The organism is Megasphaera sp. SC8-1, assembly GCF_024436295.1.
Taxonomy (GTDB): Bacteria; Bacillota; Negativicutes; order Veillonellales; family Megasphaeraceae; genus Megasphaera; species Megasphaera elsdenii.
This window is the reverse complement of record NZ_JANFQH010000005.1, coordinates 12,250-34,072: the sequence shown is the minus strand read 5'-3', so window position 1 is coordinate 34,072 and position 21,823 is coordinate 12,250. Positions and strand designations below refer to the sequence as shown.

Annotated in this window: 20 protein-coding genes and 1 pseudogene; 12 read left to right on the top strand and 9 right to left on the bottom strand. The window is 48.2% G+C overall.

The genetic code is table 11. From position 1 onward, the window contains the following. The 7 genes and pseudogenes from NOS26_RS01140 (at position 1) to NOS26_RS11685 (ending at position 6,610) form a co-directional block, all read left to right on the top strand. On the top strand, positions 1–2,664 hold the full coding sequence (locus NOS26_RS01140; protein ID WP_255917166.1) for a DEAD/DEAH box helicase family protein: 2,664 nt from the start codon (positions 1–3) through the stop codon (positions 2,662–2,664). A gap of 123 nt (positions 2,665–2,787) precedes the next feature. After that, the gene (locus NOS26_RS01135) at positions 2,788–3,180 is read left to right on the top strand and encodes a sigma-70 region 4 domain-containing protein (protein ID WP_255917165.1); all 393 of its coding nucleotides are present in this window, start codon (positions 2,788–2,790) and stop codon (positions 3,178–3,180) included. Next, positions 3,173–3,334: an SHOCT domain-containing protein gene (locus NOS26_RS01130; protein ID WP_009146349.1), complete on the top strand. Its 162-nt coding sequence runs from the start codon at positions 3,173–3,175 to the stop codon at positions 3,332–3,334. Before NOS26_RS01135 ends, NOS26_RS01130 begins: the two co-directional genes overlap by 8 nt. A 48-nt stretch (positions 3,335–3,382) precedes the next feature. Then, positions 3,383–3,818: pseudogene (locus NOS26_RS11695) on the top strand (recombinase family protein); the annotation flags it as partial. Positions 3,819–3,932: 114 nt separating this feature from the next. Next, the gene (locus tag NOS26_RS11690) at positions 3,933–4,352 is read left to right on the top strand and encodes a recombinase family protein (RefSeq protein WP_370687612.1); all 420 of its coding nucleotides are present in this window, start codon (positions 3,933–3,935) and stop codon (positions 4,350–4,352) included. Further along, positions 4,353–5,057: a zinc ribbon domain-containing protein gene (locus NOS26_RS01115; RefSeq protein WP_255917163.1), complete on the top strand. Its 705-nt coding sequence runs from the start codon at positions 4,353–4,355 to the stop codon at positions 5,055–5,057. After that, on the top strand, positions 5,042–6,610 hold the full coding sequence (locus NOS26_RS11685; RefSeq protein WP_014128548.1) for a recombinase family protein: 1,569 nt from the start codon (positions 5,042–5,044) through the stop codon (positions 6,608–6,610). Before NOS26_RS01115 ends, NOS26_RS11685 begins: the two co-directional genes overlap by 16 nt. 201 nt (positions 6,611–6,811) lie before the next feature. On the opposite strand, the gene NOS26_RS01105 is transcribed toward NOS26_RS11685, so the two are convergent. The 3 genes from NOS26_RS01105 to NOS26_RS01095 form a co-directional block, all read right to left on the bottom strand. After that, positions 6,812–7,666, bottom strand: coding sequence for an extended-spectrum class A beta-lactamase ACI-1 (locus NOS26_RS01105; RefSeq protein ID WP_006555379.1), 855 nt, complete (start codon positions 7,664–7,666; stop codon positions 6,812–6,814). A gap of 275 nt (positions 7,667–7,941) precedes the next feature. Next, positions 7,942–8,796: an IS3 family transposase gene (locus NOS26_RS01100; RefSeq protein WP_009014516.1), complete on the bottom strand. Its 855-nt coding sequence runs from the start codon at positions 8,794–8,796 to the stop codon at positions 7,942–7,944. Between the two features lie 2 nt (positions 8,797–8,798). Beyond that, a complete protein-coding gene (locus NOS26_RS01095; RefSeq protein WP_006555381.1) occupies positions 8,799–9,149 on the bottom strand; it encodes a hypothetical protein in 351 nt (116 codons plus the stop codon). Positions 9,150–9,309: 160 nt separating this feature from the next. On the opposite strand from NOS26_RS01095, the gene NOS26_RS01090 reads away from it, so the two are divergent. The 5 genes from NOS26_RS01090 to pglZ all read left to right on the top strand — a co-directional run bounded on the left by NOS26_RS01090 (position 9,310) and on the right by pglZ (position 15,364). Further along, on the top strand, positions 9,310–10,671 hold the full coding sequence (locus NOS26_RS01090) for a transposase (RefSeq protein WP_006555382.1): 1,362 nt from the start codon (positions 9,310–9,312) through the stop codon (positions 10,669–10,671). A gap of 64 nt (positions 10,672–10,735) precedes the next feature. After that, positions 10,736–11,950, top strand: coding sequence for an RNA-splicing ligase RtcB (locus NOS26_RS01085; RefSeq protein ID WP_008858595.1), 1,215 nt, complete (start codon positions 10,736–10,738; stop codon positions 11,948–11,950). A 43-nt stretch (positions 11,951–11,993) separates the two neighbouring features. Then, positions 11,994–12,908, top strand: a complete 915-nt coding sequence (locus NOS26_RS01080; protein WP_229778450.1) for a DUF4268 domain-containing protein — start codon at positions 11,994–11,996, stop codon at positions 12,906–12,908. Positions 12,909–13,007: 99 nt separating this feature from the next. Further along, positions 13,008–13,583, top strand: coding sequence for a BREX-1 system adenine-specific DNA-methyltransferase PglX (locus NOS26_RS01075; RefSeq protein WP_255917162.1), 576 nt, complete (start codon positions 13,008–13,010; stop codon positions 13,581–13,583). A gap of 71 nt (positions 13,584–13,654) precedes the next feature. Continuing rightward, positions 13,655–15,364, top strand: a complete 1,710-nt coding sequence (gene pglZ / locus NOS26_RS01070) for a BREX-1 system phosphatase PglZ type A (protein ID WP_255917161.1) — start codon at positions 13,655–13,657, stop codon at positions 15,362–15,364. On the opposite strand, the gene NOS26_RS01065 is transcribed toward pglZ, so the two are convergent. The 6 genes from NOS26_RS01065 to NOS26_RS01040 all read right to left on the bottom strand — a co-directional run bounded on the left by NOS26_RS01065 (position 15,359) and on the right by NOS26_RS01040 (position 21,747). Further along, complete coding sequence (locus tag NOS26_RS01065; RefSeq protein ID WP_255917160.1) at positions 15,359–17,461, bottom strand: MobA/MobL family protein; 2,103 nt, start codon at positions 17,459–17,461, stop codon at positions 15,359–15,361. The genes pglZ and NOS26_RS01065 overlap by 6 nt on opposite strands. 287 nt (positions 17,462–17,748) lie before the next feature. Next, entirely contained in the window at positions 17,749–18,555 is an 807-nt protein-coding gene (locus NOS26_RS01060; RefSeq protein ID WP_255917159.1) for a recombinase family protein, read from the bottom strand. 178 nt (positions 18,556–18,733) lie between these two features. Continuing rightward, positions 18,734–19,819 (bottom strand): zinc ribbon domain-containing protein, encoded by a 1,086-nt coding sequence (locus tag NOS26_RS01055; protein ID WP_255917158.1) that lies wholly within the window; start codon positions 19,817–19,819, stop codon positions 18,734–18,736. A 252-nt stretch (positions 19,820–20,071) separates the two neighbouring features. Further along, positions 20,072–20,254, bottom strand: coding sequence for a hypothetical protein (locus tag NOS26_RS01050; RefSeq protein WP_255917157.1), 183 nt, complete (start codon positions 20,252–20,254; stop codon positions 20,072–20,074). A gap of 66 nt (positions 20,255–20,320) precedes the next feature. Beyond that, complete coding sequence (locus tag NOS26_RS01045) at positions 20,321–21,166, bottom strand: nucleotidyl transferase AbiEii/AbiGii toxin family protein (RefSeq protein ID WP_255917156.1); 846 nt, start codon at positions 21,164–21,166, stop codon at positions 20,321–20,323. Next, positions 21,166–21,747 carry an abortive phage infection protein gene (locus tag NOS26_RS01040; protein ID WP_255917155.1) on the bottom strand — a complete coding sequence of 194 codons (582 nt, stop codon included), beginning with the start codon at positions 21,745–21,747 and terminating at the stop codon, positions 21,166–21,168. Before NOS26_RS01040 ends, NOS26_RS01045 begins: the two co-directional genes overlap by 1 nt. Between the last annotated feature and the right edge of the window lie 76 nt (positions 21,748–21,823).

The window sequence follows — 21,823 nt, the reverse complement described above, 5'->3', positions numbered from 1 at the left end:
ATGGCATTTTTATATGAAAAGATGGATGTCCTCCGCGAAGCGAGAGCCGGAAAGCAGCTTCCATCGTATATACAGCAGAATATAAACCCCAACTTTGAGTTTCGCCCATACCAGAGAGAAGCCTTCGAGAATTTCATTACTTATTTTGAGGGAAATCTGCGCCAGCATCCGTCCCAAACATTATTTCATATGGCTACAGGAAGCGGAAAGACGTTGATCATGGCCGGACTGATGTTATATCTCTATAAGCAGGGATATAGGAACTTTCTGTTCTTTGTCAATCTCTCAAACATTGTTGAAAAGACAAAAGTGAACTTTCTTGACTCGTCCTCTACAAAATATCTCTTTAATGATGAGATTGTGATTGACGGCGAAAAGATTATTATTCAGGAAGTGACAAATTTCCAGGCATCTAATCCAGATAGGATTAATATCTGCTTTTCAACCACCCAGGGGCTCCATATGGATATGTGGATGCCAAAGGAAAATGGGATGTCCTTTGATGATTTTGATAATCAGAAAGTTGTGCTTATATCTGATGAAGCGCACCATCTGAATGTAGACACGAAAAAGAAAATGTCGGCGGCAGAATCTGATAGCTATCATTCATGGGAACAGACCGTAAAGAATATATTCAGTAGGAACCCTGGTAATGTGCTGCTTGAATTTACGGCGACATGTGACCTTGAAAATCAGGCTATTAAAGCTGCCTATGAAAACAAGATTATTTTCAATTATCCGCTTCCAAATTTCTATCAGGATAGATATTCAAAGGACATTGTGACACTCCGCTCTGATCTGCCGCTGATGGATCGCGCTTTGCAGGCATTGGTACTAAGCCAGTATCGTTTGAAAGTGTTTCAGGATCACCGGTTGTCTATAAAGCCTGTCGTTTTGTTTAAAGCAGCTAAGATTGCTGATAGCAAAGAGTTCATGGCATCTTTCATCGATATAATAAGTCATCTGTCAGGGAATAAACTGCTGGAGCTTTTCACTTCAACGGATAATCCTGTTATGAAAAAGGCCTATACTTACTTTACAGATAATGGCATCTCTGCGGATACGCTCGCTGCAGAACTACGAGATGACTTTGCGGAACCGCATTGTGTTTCTGTAAATGATGATAAGGATGCCCAAAATAAGCAGATTCTCTTGAATTCTTTGGAAGATGCGGATAATCCATACAGAGCGATTTTTGAAGTCAAGAAGCTAGATGAGGGCTGGGATGTCCTTAATCTATTTGATATTGTTCGTTTATATGAAACTCGTCAGTCGAGCGGAAGAAAAATATCCCCGGCAACAATTGCTGAGGCTCAGCTGATTGGACGTGGTGCGAGGTACTGCCCGTTCCAGATAGATCCGGAACAGCCGAAATATCAGAGAAAATATGACGACGATATAACAAATGAGATGAGGATTTGCGAGACGCTTTTATATCATTGCCAAAACGATCATCGATACGTGACAGAGCTTCATCAGGCTCTTCGCGAGATTGGACTTGATACAGATAAAATTGTTCAAAGGGAATATGTACTTAAAGAAGATTTTAAGACAGACCCGCTCTATCAAGATGGATTGATTTTTATAAATGACCGTGAAGTTAAGAGTCGTAAAGAAGTGTTCGGACTTCAGCCGAATGTTCGTGATGCTCTTTATAGTTATACCTATTCGTCAGGCAGTTCCGGTTTGGATGAAATTATGAAGGAAGGACAAGACGAAAATGATTATACAGTGAACAAACTGAAGACCTCGCATATGACTATCGGAGAAATAGCAAGTATTAACTATGCCATCGTTAACAAAGCCATGATGAAATATCCGATTTTCAGATTCAATACACTGAAATCGTATTTTCCCAATGTCCACTCTACGAGGGAGTTTATTACAAAAGATGAGTATCTTGGGAAAGTAAGAATTGATATCCATTGTCCTGAAGAAAGACCAGCTGTCAATGTGTTGTACCAGGCGGTTTTCAATACGCTTAAGAAGATCAGTGATTCGATTTCTGGTATAGAGGAAACTTATTTGGGAACAAAAAAATTCAGAGCACATCGTGTTTGTGAAGTATTCCGTAATAAAACAGTCAACTACACTGAGCCACATGATGGTGGCGTGGGTATCTCTCAGAATGATTCGTCTGTCCCAGAGAAATGGAAAATAGATTTGTCTCAGGAAGATTGGTTTGTTTATACTGATAACTTCGGAACTTCCGAAGAAAAAGCGTTTGTTGCATATTTTCGTGATTATGTAGAGGAGCTACGAAAAGTATACAGTAAGGTATATCTGGTAAGAAACGAGCGGGAATTCCACCTCTATTCATTTGAAGATGGAGAGCGTTTCGAGCCGGACTATGTAATATTCCTTCAGCGGCCAGAAACGGATCGATTTGAGCAGCTACAAATATTCGTGGAGCCGAAGGGAACTATGCTTCTTGAAAAAGATAAGTGGAAAGAGAATTTCCTGCTGCAGATGAAAGCAGAAGCAATTCCAGTGAAAACATACGTTGATAATAATCAGTATAGGATCTGGGGACTGCACTTTTTCAATCAAGATACTCGTATGAAAGAGTTTGATGAAGAGATGCAGAGCCTGATTTCTGCAGATGGTTCGTCAGGAACAAGCTCTAGAGAAGACGGAATGCCGAATGAATTAGTGGTTTATTAAGTGCAAGTAATAAAAATCGGATGCTCATTACGGGCATCCGTATTTTTTTTGCTTCCATAGTACTTAACAATAGCCGTTCTGTCCTGTTACTCCTGAAAGCTAAATTTTCAGGAGGTGTCCTCGATGACGGATGAACAGAAACAACAGATTATTGTCCTGCGCCGGGATGGGGCAGGATATGGCAGGATAGCGGCGCGGCTCCAGATTTCCATCAATACGGTGAAGTCGTTCTGCCGGCGGCACAGCCTGGATGCCAGTACAGCGGGGGCAGTCTGTGAGCAGTGCGGAAAGCCGATTGAGCAGAATCCGGGACGGAAGCGGAAACGGTTCTGCTGCGATGCCTGCCGGAATAAGTGGTGGAATGCACATCTGGAGCTGGTGAAGCGGAAGGCAGTCTACAACTATACCTGTCCGGCTTGCGGGAAGGAATTCACCGTCTATGGCAACAGCCATCGGAAGTTCTGCTCCCACGCATGCTATATTGCATACCGGTTCGGAGGTGTCCGCCATGGATAAGAGGTCGTTTCAAAATGAAACAGCCTTCCAGATGGCGATGTATCTGGCAAGGCGGATGCTGGCCGAAAAGCTCATCACCGGGAAGGAGTACCGGGACTTCGAGCAGGAGATGCTTCGCCGCTATCAGCCGTTTTCCGGGGACTTATACACTTGATAATTGTATCAAACAGAGTGATATATAGTGTCGAAAGGAGCTGATTCTATGCGAACTATCCGTAAGATTGAACGACGCATACCAAATTTGAAGCAGAGAAAGAAAGCCGCAGCCTATGCCCGCGTATCCATGGAATCGGAGCGGATGCACCATTCCCTTTCGGCGCAGGTCAGTTATTACAGCAGCCTCATCCAGAAGAACCCGGACTGGGAATACGCCGGGGTCTATGCCGACTATGGCATCTCTGGGACGGGGATGAAGAAGAGGCAGGAATTGGATGCTGGAAGATGCCGAAGCCGGGAAGGTAGACATCATCCTGACCAAGTCCATCCAGCGCTTCGCACGCAACACCGTAGACCTTCTGCGTACCGTCCGGCATTTGAAAGAGCTGGGCGTCGAAGTCTGGTTTGAAAAAGAGAATATCCATACCATGAGCGGGGATGGCGAGCTGATGATGACCATCCTGGCATCTTTTGCCCAGGAGGAAATCCGTTCCATTAGTGAAAATATCCGGTGGTGCATCAAGAAACAATTTGAGCAGGGGAATCCTAACGGGCGGTTCCGTGTTTATGGGTATCGCTGGGAAGGGGATAACCTGGTGGTAGTTCCCGAGGAAGCAGCTGTTGTCAGGCGCATCTTCCAGAATTTCCTTGATGGCAAGTCACGTCTTGAAACCGAACGGGAATTTGCTGCCGAAGGTATCACGACCCGGAATGGCTGCCGCTGGATGGATTCCAACATCAGGGTTGTCCTGACCAATGTTACCTATACTGGCAATATGCTTTTCCAGAAGGAATATGTGACGGATCTAATCCTCAAGAAGCGGAAGAAGAACCGGGGCGAACTTCCTAGGTATTATGTTGAAAATACGCATGAGCCTATCATCGACAAGGAAACCTTTGATTACGTGCAGCAGGAGATGGCGCGGCGAAAGGAACTGGGGGCGCTGGCTAATAAGTCCTTGAACACGACCTGCTTCACGGGAAAAATCAAATGCGGCATCTGCGGTCGGAGTTAGATGCACAATTGCCGCACAGACCGGGGCTTTGAAGAATTCTGGGATTGCGGCTCCCATAAGCTGAAAGGCCGGAATTGCGGCGCAAAAGGCAGTATCCCGCAGGAAGTCCTTGTGAAGGAGAGTACAGAAGTTTTGGGGCTGGATGATTTTGACGAGCAGGCTTTTCTTGACCAGGTCGAAAAGATAGTAGTACCAGAATACCATGTGATGGTTTTCTGTATGAAAAACGGACAGAAACTTATCCGGCACTGGGTATCAACGGCGAAGAAGGATTGCTGGACCGATGAGTATAAGGATCGCCAGAGGGAATGGATGAAAAACTACATGGCCAATGGCAAGGGAACCCGGTTCTCCGCCTTTACGACACGTGTCCGGTGCGCCTTGTGCGGATCCTCTTTCCGGAGGTGCAAAACGAAGCATGACAGGCCTGTTTATTGGCGATGCAGCAAAGGCGGCAAATGTGAATCGGTCAGCATCCGGGAAGATGACCTGAAGCGTGTGGCCGCAGAGGCCATGGGGTTAGAGGACTTTGATGAGGATAGATTCCGGGGAAAAGTGGAATCTATCGAAGCCGGAAAGCCAGACTGCTTGACTGTCCATTTCAAGAGTGGGAGAACAGAAGAGATTTCTTATACGCCTACGCCATCCAAGCGGCGTCCCAAGGCACGGAGAAAGGAGAGCGGAGAAAAGTGGCAAAGACAGTAAGGGCCATCCCGGCCACCATCAGCCGTTATACGGCGGCTCCGATTAACAGCCGGAAGAAGCGGAGAGTAGCGGGCTATGCCAGGGTTTCCACGGACCATGATGACCAGATCAGCAGCTATGAAGCACAGGTCGATTATTATACGAACTATATCAGGGAACGGGATGACTGGGAATTTGTCGGCATCTACACCGATGAAGGCATCTCGGCTACCAACACGCGTCACCGCGATGGCTTCAAGCGGATGGTCAGGGATGCCATGGATGGGAAAATCGACCTCATCGTCACAAAATCAGTCAGCCGCTTCGCCAGAAATACCGTAGACAGCCTGACAACGGTACGCAAGCTCAAGGACAAGGGCATCGAGATATATTTCGAGAAGGAAAATATCTGGACGCTCGATGCCAAGGGCGAACTCCTCATCACCATCATGAGTTCCCTGGCGCAGGAAGAAAGCAGGAGCATCTCGGAAAACGTCACCTGGGGCCATCGGAAGCGATTCGCTGACGGGAAGGTGTGTGTGCCGTTCGGCCATTTCCTTGGCTATGACCGGGGACCGGACGGGAATCTGGTCGTCAACCGGGAACAGGCCAAGACGGTGAAACTGATTTACCGCTTGTTCCTGGACGGGTATACCTTCCACTCCATTGCCAGGGAGCTGACTTCCAGAGGGCTGGAAACTCCGGCAAGAAAGAAACGCTGGTATCCGGGGACGGTAGAGAGCATCCTGACAAATGAGAAATACAAGGGCGATGCCCTGCTGCAGAAGCGGTTCACCGTCAACTTCCTGACCAAAGAAACGAAAGCGAATGAAGGGGAAGTGCCGCAGTACTATGTGGAAAATAACCACGAAGCCATCATCAGCCCGCAGGTCTTCGACTGGGTACAGGAAGAAATCAAGCGGCGGCGTGAAGGCAGGGGACGTTACAGCGGCGTATCCATCTTCTCCAGCAAAATCAAGTGCGGCCAGTGCGGAGGCTGGTACGGGGCCAAGGTCTGGCATTCGACCGACAAGTACCGCAGAACCATCTACCGATGCAACGATAAGTTCAAGAGCCATTGCAAGACACCACATCTGACAGAGGATGATATCAAGGAAGCCTTCGTCCGGGCCGTCAATCAGCTCATCGAAAACAAAGCGGACGTACTTGACAGCATCACACTGCTGAAGGAACGGCTCACTGACACAGAAGACTTGGAAGAGGAGCGGGACAGGATAAGCACAGATTTGAACCTGCTGGCCGACAAGATACAGCAGCTCATAGCCGAGAACGCCAGGGTCGCGCAGAACCAGGATGATTATGACCGGAACTACAACGAACTGGTCAGTCGGTATGAAGCAGCGAAGACGCAGTACGACAAGACCTGTGAAGCCATCCAGTATCGCAAGGCCCGGAGCCGTCAGATGGACAGCTTCATCAAGGAGCTTAGGAATCAGGATCTCATTAAGGAGTTCGATGCCCGGCTGTGGGGCAGCCTGGTGGATTTCATCACAGTGTACAGCAAAGACGATATCCGGGTGACCTTCAAGGACGGGACGGAAATCAGAGCATAAGCAGGAAAAAAGGATTACGGCAGAGAATCCAAGAGGAAACGCAGGATTCTCTGCCGTATTTTTGATGAAGAAAATCGGAATATGATATAATAGTAAGGGTTTCAGGTGTGCGAAGTTTGAGTGAGATATAAATGTTTGGCGAAATATTTTTGCGTGATGGCCCTCTCTGCCCATCGGCAATACCGATGCTATCAAGCCCCTTTAAAATACTAAATTATCAAAAATTCGTTTTGCCGCCTCCGCAATCATAGCGTCGTCAGATTTTGCATTTTTTTCCGTGCGGCGCGACATTATCGCCATGACAATGGGTTTGCGATTGGGCGGATAAATCACGGCAATATCATTCCGCGCCCCATAATCGCCTGAACCGCTCTTGTCGATAACTTTCCAACCTTGCGGAGTTTCTGCCTTGATAAGCGTGTCGGTTATGGAATTGTCGCTCATCCAATCAATCAGCAGTTTTTTCTTGTCGTCGCTCAAAATATCGCCGAATATATAGACTTGCAAATTTTTTACCATCTGTCTCGGCGTGCTAGTATCACGATTATCTTTTGGATTGAAAAGATTAAGTTCAGGTTCATTTCGCGCAGGTTTGGTAGTTTTGTCGCCAATATTTTTAAGTGCCACCTTGAAATTTTCCACGCCGCCGATCTCCTGCAAAATTAAATTTGCCGCCGTGTTGTCACTCCACCTGAGCGATGCCGAACAAATTTCCGCCAGCGTCATGCCATCAGCAACATGGTCTTTGGTGATTGGCGCGTAGGACAAAATATCTTCCGCCGAAAACTTACGAATTTCATTCAAATCGGAGGTATTTTTTTGTCTTAGCAATTCTGCAGCCGTAAAAACTTTGTGTGTCGAGCAGTAGGAAAAACGCGTATCAGGTTTGTAGCAAATTTTTTTTCCATTCTCCATGTCAACGGCGTAAACACCAATCACGGCGTTATATTTATTTTCCAGATCAGCAAGATTTAATTTCTGCCGCGCTTGACAATCCTGAAGGCAGAAAACCATCAAGCCACAGATTATCAAAAACAAAAAACAAAATTTCTTCATAATAACCTCCTACTATCTGTTGAACGACCCGCCAAATTCAACGGGTCGTATTGGCTCAATAGAGCGTGATCATCAGCAATTAGCACTCTTATTGCCATTACTAATACATCACTTCATACAATCAAAGATGCAGTCACTTGCACTTGTCAACAAAAATTGGACACAAAACTAAAAAAATCAGGCATAAAAAACGAATCGATGTACAAGATTCATCAACTTTTCTGACATCCTTCAAGCTTGTTAGACAAACCATGCCATCGATAATGCAGACGAGATCAGCAGATGGGCGTGTGACGTTCCCGATACTGCTTCGGCGTCAGGTAGCCTAAGGAATAGGCTGGCCTCTGTTCATTGAAGAAAAGAATGTAGTCATCCACCTCCTCCTTGACCGGTTTCTCGCCGGTCACATGCAAGTCCATGAACAGCTCCGCCTTGATCCATCCATTGATGGACTCCATAGCGGCATTGTCTGTGGGGGTCCCGGCACGTGACATGGATCGGGTGATGCCGTACATGGGCAATAGCTCGTTGTAGGCTTTGGAGGCGTAGACCGATCCCTGGTCAGAATGGAGAACCATTTGGTGCTCCGGATGCCGTTTTTGCCACTCAATCAGATTTTCCAGTCCGCTGATGTAAGTCATGCGATCACCGCGTTTTGCAGAGAGGGAATGACTGACAATCTCATTGTTCCATAGATCCATATAAAGAGTCAGTTCATGGTAGATGCCTTTCACATAAAAAGCGGTCATATCACTCACGATGCACTGCATTGGCCCATCGATCTGCATTTCAGACATGAGCAGGTTGGGAAATATCCGCGCTGGATCGCCAGCCTTCTTGTACCTGTAGTGCTTGGATTTGCTCTTGATTCCCGCAATCCTACAGCATTTGTGGGCATAGGGATCGGACAGGACAATCTCTTTGTCCAACCGTATCTTGGCGTTCAGCCAGCGATAGCCGTGCGATGGATACTTCCAATGGTACTCCTGGAACAGCAGGACGTTGCTCAAAAGGCGCTTTTCTTTGCCCGACGGCTGAGAAAGATGTTTTTTCCAAGCGTAGAAACTGCTCCTCTGGATGCCCATTGTCTTGCAAAGAAGCTTCACCGGAATTTCTCCGGATAGTTCCATGATTACTTGATAATCTTGTTGCCGTACAGAATTACAGTACCATCCCCCTTCACCTCGTAGCCTTTTTTTAGCCGTGCCTCGGTTATCTTGGCCTTGATTAGTTCCTGGATAAGTTCTTCCTTTGTCATCGCCTTCAGTTCATCCAGCTCTGCCGGAGCTTTCTTGAACGAGGGCGCACAGATGCTTCTTCGTCCCTGCTTGGGCGGCAACTGGTTGGCATCCCGGTACATTCTCATGTAATTCCGTGCCGTCTGCTCATTGATAACGTATTCCTCTGCAGCTTCATACCGGCTGATTTCGCCGTCGTAAATGCGGCGGCCAATGTCCAATCTCTGTTCTTTTGTGTACTTCACGGCAAACCTCCTGTCCTGTGAGGGAGAATTTCTGTCCGATAATTAATTTCGTACTATCCGTACAGTATACACCGTATGTCCAAAAATTACCCCCTCCGTGTCCAATTTTAGTTTACCACTTCAAGATTCACCACAAACCAAACACGAGAGGTGCTACGTGATGTCTCAATTATACACCAGTCAGCCGACAGTTAACAGACTCCTGACGACTTTTTCTTCCTTGTTCCCATCTGCGACGAGACGGACGCGCCATCTGCTGGCGTGGTTACTCATTGCTCAACTGGCTCTGGAGTCGGCGCCGTCGGTGCGCTGCCTGTTCCGGCAGTTCCTATCGAAGCAGACGGACGCATCGCTCAACAGCTATTACCGCGCCCTTGGCAACGGCCTCGTCACGGATGCATCCATTCGCCAGGCCTTGGCGCTGCAGGCGCTTGCCATAGTGCCAGAGGCACTGCGGCAGGAGCCTATCCTGCTCAGCGTGGACGACACGTCCATTGCCAAGTGGGGCAAGCACTTCGACGGTGTAGGCATCCTGTACGACCACGCCAAACACGATGGCAAGTCCTATTTCAATGGGCATGCCTTCGTCAGCCTGACGATGAGCGTGCCGGTCCTCCATGAGACCGCAGGCAAGCAGCAGATCCGTTATATCGCGGTGCCGATTGGCTACGTCATGAGCAACGGCGAAGCCTCGAAGCTGACACTTGCCTGCCAGCTTCTCGATGAAGTCATGCCAATCCTTGAAAAACGCCAGGTCATCCTGCTCTTCGATAGCTGGTACGCCAAGCGCGAGTTGCTCGCACATGCTCTCAGCTATCCGAATCTCAATGTGACCTGCAATGCACGCCACGATACGGCCATGTTCGAGTTGCCGGATTCGACGGCAGGCCGTCGCGGCCGTCCACCAAAGTACGGTAAACGCTTGATGCTGGACGAGATTGCCAATGATCTCACGAATTACCTTTGCCGGATGGACAACTATTTTGTTGCTCACCGTCTGGTGAAAACGCGCATCTTTGGCGACCATACCGTCCATGCCTATGTGACGCTGAGCAAGAGTGGCTCGTACCGTCTCTTTTTCAGCACCATAGATCCGATGGCGCTGCACATGAGCATTGCTTGGCAGGAGAACAAAGGGCTCCGCAACACCAGCTCCAAGCATATGGCGATTTACCCGCTCAAGCTCTACAAGCTCCGCTGGGGCATTGAGACGAACTACTACGAGCAGAAGATGTTCTGGGAGCTCGGCAGCTACAAAGTTCGCACAAAGACTGCGATTGAGCATCTGCTGAACCTAACGAATTCCGGGCACGCTCTCATGAAGATCCTGCCGTATGAGGACGAGCGGCTGAACACCTACCGGGACAAGAGCCCGCAAGAGCTGCGGCACGCGCTAAGCCAGCAGATCCACAAGGAAGTATTTTTCGCCACTTTGGTGTCCAAAGCCCAAAGTAGCATAAATTCAAGCACATTGCTCAAGGCTTTGCAAGCATTGGCTTGGGGCGATGAGCAAGCGGCTTAAAAGCTGTAAACTGTTGTATAATAGTAGAAAATTATGGAACTCAGGGACGGCAGGTGAAGCGACAATGGAACGGATTGAAGGAACAGTTACAACGGCAATATCGTATGCCAAGAGTATCGATGAGAAAGCGAGGGAACAAATCCGCCGCATGTGCAGCTATGAGCTGACGAAGGGGAGCCGGGTGCGGATTATGCCGGACGTCCATGCCGGGAAAGGCTGTACGATTGGTACGACGATGACAATCACAGACAAGGCAGTACCGAACATCGTCGGCGTGGACATCGGCTGTGGCATGTATACGATTGCTCTTGACAAGCAGCCGATTGATTTTGCCAGACTCGATGAAGCGGCTCACATCGTACCTTCCGGGATGAATGTCTGGCCTGAGAAACAGGCTGACTTCAATTTGCAGCGGCTCTATTGTTATGACAAGCTGAAAAAACTGTCTTGGATTGCCTGCAGTATCGGTACCCTGGGAGGCGGGAATCATTTCATCGAGGTCGATAAAACCCATGATGGTCGACATTATCTCGTCATCCATACAGGAAGCCGGAACCTGGGAAAACAGGTGGCGGAGATTTATCAGCGCATGGCCGTTGAGCTGAATGCCCATGATGAAACACTGGAAGAACGGCTCCAGCATATCATAGCAGAATACAAGGCAGCAGGACGGCAAAAAGAAATCCAGAAGGCCATCCAGCAGGCGAAGTCAGAACAACGCAGAGAAAAGCTGCCGGAAGATCTTTGCTTTGTCTCCGGAAAATACCTGAGGCAGTATCTGCATGATGTGGCTCTTTGCCAGCAGTTTGCTAGACTGAACCGGGAGCAGATTGCCAAAAAACTGCTGGAAAGAGCCGGCCTTCAGCCCGGCGAAGCGTTTCATACCATTCACAACTACATCGATGTCGATGAGATGATTCTCAGAAAAGGAGCCATCGCCGCACATAAGGGTGAAAAGGTTCTCATTCCCATCAACATGCGTGACGGAAGCATCCTGGCACTCGGCAAAGGCAATGCCGAGTGGAATTACTCTGCCCCGCACGGCGCAGGCCGCATCATGTCCCGTACCCAGGCAATCAAAGAGCTTTCCCTCAAGGAATACCAGCAGGAGATGGCAGGCGTATATACAACATCGGTAAACGAAGGTACCATTGACGAGGCTCCTATGGCCTACAAATCCCTTGACGATATCTTGGATGTCATCGGTGACACCGTGGACGTTATCGACGTGATGAAACCAGTCTATAATTTCAAGGCGGCAGAGGAGAAGCATTTCTAAAGCATCGGGAAGTGAAGTGACATATATGGAAAAACTAGGGTGCATGAAACGGATTGATGACTTGCGGTCTATCTGGCCGCATGAGGAACAGGATTTTTCAAAATGGCTTGCCCAAAAAGAAAATCTGGAACAGCTGAGTGATGCCATTGAAATTGACCTAGAGCTTGAGGAAACGGAATCTCCAGTAGGAAGTTTCAGTGTAGACATCTACGCCCGCGAAAGCGGGAGTTCCCGTGGGATTATCATCGAGAATCAGCTGGAAGATACCGACCATGATCATTTGGGAAAAATCATTACGTATGCGGCAGGGAAAGACGCTGAAATTATAGTCTGGATTGTCAAAAGGGCTCGTGATGAGCATAAACAGGCTATCGGATGGCTGAATCAGCATACGGATGAAAATATTGGTTTTTTCCTGATTGAAATTGAACTCTGGCGCATTGGGGATTCGCTGCCAGCACCACGGTTTAATGTTGTAGAACGTCCCAACGAATGGGCAAAAACGGTGAAAGCTGCAGAAACCCTGACGCCGCTGCGGAAATTCCAATTGAACTTCTGGCAGCAGTTCTGTGACTATGCCTTCGATAAAGACAGTAAGTTCAGCAAGAGCTTCTCATGCAGAAAGGCTTTCGCGACCAATTGGTACAACCTGAGTACCGGCGTATCGTCTGTGGTGGTAGAATTTACAATCAACACATCCCGCCATCGGGCGACAGCGGGCTTGTATGTTGCCAAGGGGAAGGATTGGTATAGGCAGCTGAAAGATAATCAAGATACGATAGAAAAGGAATTAGGCGCTTCCATTGAGTGGTCAGAAGGTGAAAAAGATGGACGTATGCTTTTGACCAAGGAGCTTGATGCGGCGTTTGATAGAAAAGAATATAAAAACTACTTTGACTGGTTCATGGAAAAAGCACTTCTGCTCAAGAAGATAGCCAATCAGTACAACACCGATTGAAGTGAACACGGGGGTGTTCAAAATCCCTGCTATCGTTCGATTGTATCAAATACAGACACCTTTGAGATCCCTGTTCCGGCAACGACCACATCTTGGTCTATGCCTTTGGATATATACCTGTCTCAGGGCTATACGGAACGAGAAGCCGCTCAGAGCATTCTGGCCCATAACCTCTACGGCCTGGACATCGACGACCGGGCTTATCAGCTGACGTATTTCTCTTTGATGATGAAAGCTCGCCAGTACGATCGGTGCCTCTTTTCACGGGAACTGTGGCCCCAGGTCTGCGCCATCGAAGAAAGCAACGGCCTGACTAAGTGGAGCGATATGCGGGGCCAGGTCGAAGCTGAACAGATGAGCCTGGAAGACCAGTTCGTCAACCTCGCCGATGAACTCATCGACACCTTCCGGGACGCCAAGAACTATGGCAGCCTCTTGCAGGGCGAACCGGGTAACTACGACGGCCTCCTCGACTATATGCAGCAGCTCCTCGACGAAGGCTGTAATAACCTCTTCCTCAGCGGCTGGCTCCAGGAAGTAGCCGAACGGATGTTTTTTGTCAAGCAATTTTCCCTAATTTCACCTTCAGAATTCCCTCGAATTACCGTGGGGAATTCCCTGTTTTTGGCGGGATTGTTTGTGGCTGGGATGAAGCCCTGCCATCTTGACGCATGAGGGCATGTTCCATGCGGTAGCTGGGACCCTCAAATATCAACAGATGACCGTGATGTACCAGGCGGTCAATCATGGCTGCCGGCCAGCTTGATACCAAGTCCGTCTTGGCTAAACTACCGCTGGAACTCTTCCTCCATACGTCGTCTTTTGCCTGCCTTGACGAGCTCTTTATCCAATGGGTCAATGACCGCCTCGTCGGCCTGGACCCGAATGGGGAAGTCGGCGGCCTGTCCCTGGAAGCCCTGTGTGATTTACGGCTGAAACTTCATTTCGGCCAGCATTTCCGGTCGGAATACTCGTTGCTCCTGGCGGCGCAGAAGCTCTTGGTCCGGCAGGACTACGAACCGCGGACGACCTTGAAAGAATTGACCGAAACGTACTGCCAAAGCGATTACCAGATCGATACGGAGTACCGCCATTTCTTCACGGCCTATGATGCCTTGGATGGCGAAAATCCGGGTCAGTTCGACACTTTGCGGACCCTGGTCCAGAACTTCTACCAGAACGCCTTCTTAGAGCCGCTGCTGTTGCAGTGGAACGAAGCCTATGGCAACGATTACTGTCAGGAAATCGTGCCGCGCCAGCGCTATTTCTATCAAGATGAAGTCCGGCCTGTCAAAGAGAAAGTGGCCGTCATCATTTCCGATGCCTTCCGCCTGGAAGCCGCCAAAGAGCTGGCTGCCCGGTTCCAGGACGATGAAAATTGCTCAGTCGAGGAGAAAGTCCGCATGGCGCCACTGCCGTCTATTACCCTATTGGGGATGGCCGAGCTGCTGCCTCACGATACGCTAGTACTGACCCGGGATGATACGCCCAAGGTCCTGCTAGACGGCAAGCCATGTGCGTCGACAGAGCAACGGGAAAAATTGTTGCAGCAAGAGAATCCTCATTCGGCAGCCATTCTTTATGATGAACTTATTGCCATGAAAGTATCGGAACTGAAAAGTTTTTCTGCTGGGAAAGAAGTCATCTACGTCTACCATAACCGAATCGATGCGACAGGCGAAGCCTCGAAAACGGAGAACTCCGTCTTTCAGGCGGCAGATCAGACGATTGACGAACTCTTCAGACTGGTCAAACGCCTGTCCAAGAGCGGCAATATCTATCGCTTCCTGATTACGGCCGACCACGGCTTCCTGTACACCCGCAAGGCCCTCGACCCAACGGATAAACTGGACACGGTCGAAGCCGGGAAGACCTGGATGACCGACCGCCGGTTCCTGTTGACGGACCAGCCGGTGGACCGAGAAGGAATTTACTCCATTCCCTTAGGGAAGATCCTGGTCAATGAAGACACGCGTTCTATCGTCCTGGCCAAGGGCATGAGCGTCTTTAAATGCCATGGCGGCATGAACTATGTACACGGCGGATTGTCCCCGCAGGAACTGCTGGTACCGTGCCTTTTCATCAGCACGCGGAAAGGTCTCGTCGATACGGAAGACGTCGGCCTGGCCCTCATCAACGATATTCGGAAAATCACGGCCTTCCACGTCAAATTCAGCTTCTATCAGGAACAAGTCATCAGTGACGTCGTCAAGCCCGTCACTTACCGGATACGTTTTGAAACGGGCAGTGGCGAAATCATTTCCAACGAAGTCCTGTACCGGGCGGAAAGCAAGGCTGCCACTCCCGGTGACCGTATCGTTGTCTTGTCCTTTGATTTGCAGAAGAAGAATTACGACCTCAACGATCGCTACTACCTGAAGGTCATCAATGAAAAAACGGGCCAGGAAACCCTGGCCCGCGAAGTCGTCATGGATCTGCCCGACGTAGAATTATAATGACCGTCCCTTATAAAGTTCTTCTTCTATCTTTTCCATTTTTGTTTTCTTGATGTAATGGCGTTCGTTATCCTGCCAATGGATGACAATGCGTCCCGTTTCGCTCTTCATGGCTTCGTCCATGAGGTCGTTTAATTTCTGAACAGCCGCCTTTGCGATGGGCCGCGGTGGTGTCGGAGAGGCCCCTTTGAAAGGCTTTTCATGGCCTTGAGAATTGTAGGCTTTGGCACGGAATTTCCCACTTTGGCAGCGTGGCTGATCTTGATAGAGTTCTTTGTACATGGCAATCCGTTCTTTCGTCGGTTTTACTTCAAAAATGGTAATGTCCTGATCCGGCCCTTCTTCATGTAATCGTACTTTATACAGCGGAGCTTTGCCCTGATCCATGTCATCGCCGGTACGGATTGCCAAGGCTCGCCATTCCCGTTTTTCGGGATCGAAATTGACTTCTCCCGTCAAATAATACTCTTTCCCCTGGTATGGTCCGTGCATCAAGTCCTTCAACGGCTGGCGACCGAGGACCTTGCAGTAGGGCTGGACTTTTCGGGCCAGTTTTTCGGCAAACAGGATTTGGTCCGGTGCGTAATTCCTTTCTAATTGGAGACGTTTGTCGTGGAAGGCGCGGAGCTGTTTTTCCTTGCCCTTCAAGTCGCCGTAGGCCAAGTTAGAAGCTTTTCGATTGGCGTCGTTTTTCGCTTTTAAAGCTTTATAAATTGCGTCGATGTCGCTTTGTTTTTCGGCCTGGAGTTTGTCCCATTGGGCCATCTTTTTCCGGCAGTCATCATAGGCCGTCATAACGCGACAATTCCGTCTCAAAAAGGCCTTTTCTTCTTCTGGATTCCGTTTGTCATCCAGGTGCCTCCGGATGGCTTTCAGGGTTCCCTGGAGTCCCAAGAGACGTTGTTTTTCCTTACGCCAGTTTTCGCCGAGGACACTTGCGATGGCTTCGTCCTCGAGCGGTTTTTCTTCCCAGACTTCACAACGGGCCTTCCGATAGGTTTCCTTGGCTTCGTCGACGAGCTGTCTCAAACGGAGTTCTTCTTCTTCCATCTTGAGGTCCAGGTCGCCGGCAGTGATGATGAGGGGATCTTTTATTTCCTTCCCTTCGGCCCGACTTTCTTTTTGGGCCTGTCTTTGTCTGAGCCGTTCCTGCTGGAGAACCCTTGCCAGGCGGCGGATTTGCAGGTCGTTCACGAAGAGAATCAGCATCTGTTCCTGTTTGGATTTTTCCGCAAAGGCCTTTACCCGTTCTTCCGTTTCGGCCTGTTCGGCTTCGTCGGAAGTATCAGGGTCTACGTCGTTGAGGGCGAGGTTATCGCGTTTCATTTCTTCGTCTTCCATATCCCGCAGTTTTTCCATGATGGCGTCGTTCCGGTAGGCTCTTCCGAGGTGGGGAGCAGCCGTCCGATTTACCAGTTCGGCTTCGTCATAACGCCCCTGCTCGACGAGTTCATCGTAGCGGTCGGCGTTATTTTTTTCCGTGATTTCGGCGTCGATGCCGCGCTCCTTGAACATCTCGTTGACCCGTTCGGCCCAGCGCTTGCGCATAGTACGAAGCACCGATTTTGGTTTGAATTCCCGACTGCTCAGATAGCCGCCGGTCTTCTCGCCGCTAGCCGTTTCCCGGTAACGCTGGAAGAATTTATCCGGCCCCAGCGGCCGGTCAGCTTCCTGGATTTTTTCACAGAACATGAGGTGCGCGTGGATGTTGGTGTGGCCCTGTTCCAGCGACGAATCCTTACTGTGAAGGGCAAAGGTGTAGGCGTAGTTGTCGATATGGAATTCGTTCATGAACCCTTTTAACAAAGTCAAGTTATCTTCGAGGGAGAGTTCTTCCTGGAGCCCTATTTCGATTTCCCGGTAAGCTGTTCCGCTCGGGCTGCGATGGTCCTCAGCCTCCTTCCAAAACGTGCCGGCGTTGCCGTGAGCCCAGGCCGGAAGATTGCCGCTTTCCGCAAGGACAAAGTCTTCCTGACGTCCTTTCAGATGGGCATACTTATCTTGGCGGGCGATGTAGTCGTAATGTAATTTGGCCGATAGTTTTCTGCCATCTTTTTGGCGTGGCTGGACCTTCATGGAAAGATGGAAATGGGCCATGAGTGATACTCCTTTCTGATTGTACGGGCCTTTAGGGTCCAAGCCGTAAGGCATCCGCGACAAGTCGCGGCACCCCCTTCCGCCGGGCGGAGGCGCACACCATTCCGAACGAATGGGTAAGTGCGCATTTGTCTGTCTTGGAACGCCCTATAGCAAAGTCGCTATAAGACTTGTTGGCCGAGTTCTTAGTAAAAGGCCCACTGTTTTTGGACCTTGTCATAGTCTGATCGTACGATCGTTTTGGGGGGGATGTCAAGCAAAAAAGGATCTTGCATTTATGATTTTTGTCAGACCGATGCCTCGTCACATTGGCTTTCCATATAGACCGTTTCTGGAGCCACATCAACGGTTCCGTCAGCCCAAGTAATGATGCCGTGAAAAATGACAGGCTTCTCGAATACGGCCTTATCTTTCAATGGGGCAAAGGCGGGTCCTTTCAGTTTCTTGGTGTCGAACCAGCGCGTCTCTCCGTTAGAGAATATGACTTTTAGAATCTGATTTGGGCAGGGCGTTACGGCGGTGACCCGGAGTTCATATCTTTGCTTGTAGCGGGCCAATGTAGCCCGGCTTATGCCCGTAATTTCCACGACTTCTTTGTAGGTATGAGTCTTCAATAGTTCCATGGCATTATCGATGACTGCTTTTTTATAAGGCGGCCGTCCTTCTCGATAGCCGGCCTTGGTTTTTGCTACCGCCTTCCCGGCAGCAGTCCGTTCCAGAATCATGGATCGTTCAAATTCGGCGAAGGCCAACATGATGGTCAGCGTCAGTTTTCCGACGGCTGAATTGTCGATTCGGCCGATATTCAAAATGTTGACGACGATGCCTCTGTCGGAGAGCTGGCGGACCGTTCGCAAGCCGTCTTCTACGTTCCTGGCAAAACGATCCAGCTTGCAACATACTAGCTCATCGCCAGGCATCAGTTTTTGAATCAAGACTTCAAATTTAGGCCGGGCCGTCGTCTTCCCGGAGTATTGTTCACAGATGATATTTTCTTTAGCAACGCCAGCCGCAATTAATTCCTGCTGCTGTTCTTCCAAGGAATTGCCTTTCAGTTGAACCAATGCTGAGACGCGGGCATAACCATATTTCATATTCAGGGCCTCCTTTTTAAACTATAGTTATGAGTAGGGGTTTTGAGACTTTATGGATGCAGCTATTATATCATATTTTCGATCATCTCAAAACTTAAGATTTTTGATAAAAGCGTAGCTTATGCTACACATACACATGTGCATGTGTAGCATGGTTCAACTCATTCTTAACCTTTACTCAGAAATCATCTTTTAAAAGTTCTTTTCGGCCGCGAAGGTAAATGTTTTCGGCCGCATTTTCATCATCATTTACGATTTCTTTTTCGCCGTAACCACAACTATAACAGATGAATCGGTGTTCATCACGATTGCGTTTTGTATTCGTGACTTCGCCACACTTGGGACAGGTCCGGCTGGTGTTGCGCGGGTCGCAGAAGAATACACATTGGTGGTGCAAGGCCGCAAGGTAGATGAATGCGTCACTGAAATTACGATAGGACCATCCTTTTCGCAATTTATTGAAATGCAGGTCTTCTAAAACAAATATCGTATCGGGAGATTCTCTCTCTACGATTTCCTGTGCGACAATGACATCTTTTGCAAAAAGATTCTTGTGGTAATCGTCTTTCGTACCGCCCTTACAAGAGGTGGAGTAGTCCTTTGCGCTATATCGCTTGGCTCCTTTATCCGGGGAGTAAGTCGTGGCAATATTGATTTCTCCGCGGTCGATACCGACGATATGGGTATCTGGCTTGACCTCTGTTTTAATTGTCGGATTGGAGAACCCTAATGTCAGATACCAAGTCCCATAGATAAGCTTCAAGTAAGCCCGTTTGACTTCCCAGGATTCCGGTGGTTCTGGCAACCCTTTGGGGATAGTGAAAGCTATCTTCTGGAAGTTTTTTGCAAGATCCAATCGGCATTTTTTCGTGGAAAAATCGACTGTGAAAGTCGGCTTGCGAAAATATGGGATGGCAAGAAGTTTAACGTTCGTTTCATCATATTCCCCGAAAACAATCAGCGCCAACTTTTTGCTGTCTTCCTGGTTTTTATAAGCTTCTTCCACTGTGTACTTGATGCTATTTTCGTAAACCGCATGAAGCAATCTTTGGGCTAATGCGCGGGCTGATTTTGGTTCTTCTTTTTTGCAGGCAGAAACATTCATATGTTTTCCTTTTGCCAGTTTCAAATACTTAATTCGTGAAAAAGTATTGCATGCTTTTTTGTAGTTGTCCCAGGTCATTTGCAACGCTTCGTGTTCTTTCTCGGTCGGCAGTAACTGTAAGGTCAAGTAAATGTATTTTGCGCGTTCATTGGTTTTCATGGTCATTCGCTCCTTTGGGTGAAATCTTTTCCAGAACCACTTGGTTCTTGCTTTTACGCGCAACAAAAAACATGGGGCTGGGATGCAGGCAAGGGCAGCTCGCTGTACACTTTACCCTTGCCGGAGTCCCGGCCCCATGTTATATTTTTGCGCCAAAAGCAACCCTTAAAAGTTAGGTCTGTTTTTTCTTCGTTAGGACTCTTTAGGCACAAAAAAACAAAAGCCCAGTGCGTTCTGCACGGGGCTTTCCGGTCATTCGATACCGTATTCTTTATATAGTTTTTCTCTGGCATTCTTATCTTTGAGGGCGTCAGAGAAGTCCTGCAAGCGGCCGTCGGCTTTCATCCGTTTAAACAAGGCCGCCACTCGGTCTTCACCTTCCTTCAAGCCTTCTTTGTACTCCTCCAATAACCACTGTTCCAATTCCAAACTCATGGTGAACACCTCCTTCAGTTTTATGATATTGGTTGGATAGATGCCTCGTCACGCTGCTTTTCCTTTCTACATGCGGGAAACAACCTCATAGAGGTTTTGGGTACACTGCATGATGTCTATGTAAGAAATCTCATTGGCATAAGAATACTTCTGTTGATAAGATTTCCACATTTCCATTAAATGGGAATCCTGCTGAAGGGCAGAGATAATCTGAGGACCCGTAGTCAAAAGCAGCAGGGAACCGCGCTTCGTGCAGGTGGCATGAAAAGCATCTTTCAATAGCAACTGGTCGATTTTATCTTTATAGACACTGGTCAGCTCATATAAATCGTAGAAGTCTCTCATTCTAGTATTCAAGATTCCTCTTGCCAGAACAGTTTGCAGCTTCTCAGCCAGCAATGTTTCCAAGTTATAGGACCACAATGGAATTGAACGGTCTTCCAACAGCAGTTTATACTGATATTGGACTTCCCCAGGTGTAATGATATCTCCCGTGGAAACATCAATTTTCATAGGAACCGGCATTTTGCCAAGGTAAGCATTCAGGGTAATGCGAATACCAGGGTATTCCATCTCATCCATGATGTGACTGATTTGCTTAATCTGAAAAGTAATCTCGTCCTGCAAATCAATGGCACAAATTTCTTCCACAGTTTGACAAATATCTGTTTCAGAAAGATTCAGATTTTTGATGGTGGTATCAATATCCATGGTGGAGCGCAGGGCAACACCAATCAGGGACGTTACAAGAATTCCCCCTTTAATAATGAAGTTGTCTTTATAGCGAGAAGTTGATACTCGTTCCAGGAACCGTTCCATCATATAAATACGAATGAGACTCCGGGCGTCTGCGTGATTTTTCTGTGCAAGGCTTTTAAGGCGGCCTTTCAATTGAGCCTGAGTCAGTTTCATTACAAAAGTACCTCCATATATTGGCGGATTCGTTTTTCAACACGGAAAAGAGGGGCATAAGTCATAAGTTTGTTCAAATCTTTATCCGGGCGTTTTACGTAGGTCTTTATGGCTGTCTGAAAATCCTGGATTTCAAAATAACGGCGACTTCGCATCAAATCACAGATGGTTCTCTCCAAATCATAAACCGGAATTTTGTGCCCATAGGAATTTTCAACTATAATCTTTCCTACATTCAATAATTCTTTTTTTACTGTGAAAACCTTGATGCCAGATTCTTTCAGTTTCTGGGTATTGTAGCCAGAATAAATCGTGAGAGTCTGTTGCATAGGTTCACGATCGGTCAGTCCATGGTAAAACAAGGCTTCATCATGGGAAAAGACAGCTTGCGGACAGCGTTGATGAAGCACGAAAGACTCATCTTCCCAGGCTTCCGGAGAAAGATATATACCGTGGGCTGCCTTTTCAAAATGATTGGCTGCAATAAAACGATAGAATTCATCTTTTTTGATGCCTCCCTGTATCGCATTTTTGGTTAGCAACATACCGGAGGTATCAATGAAATCGGAAGTTTGCTTCATAGGAATCACCAACTTTCATGCTTATATTATAAATAAAATAAGCATGAAAGTCTAGACAGATATCTCTTCCGTCTTG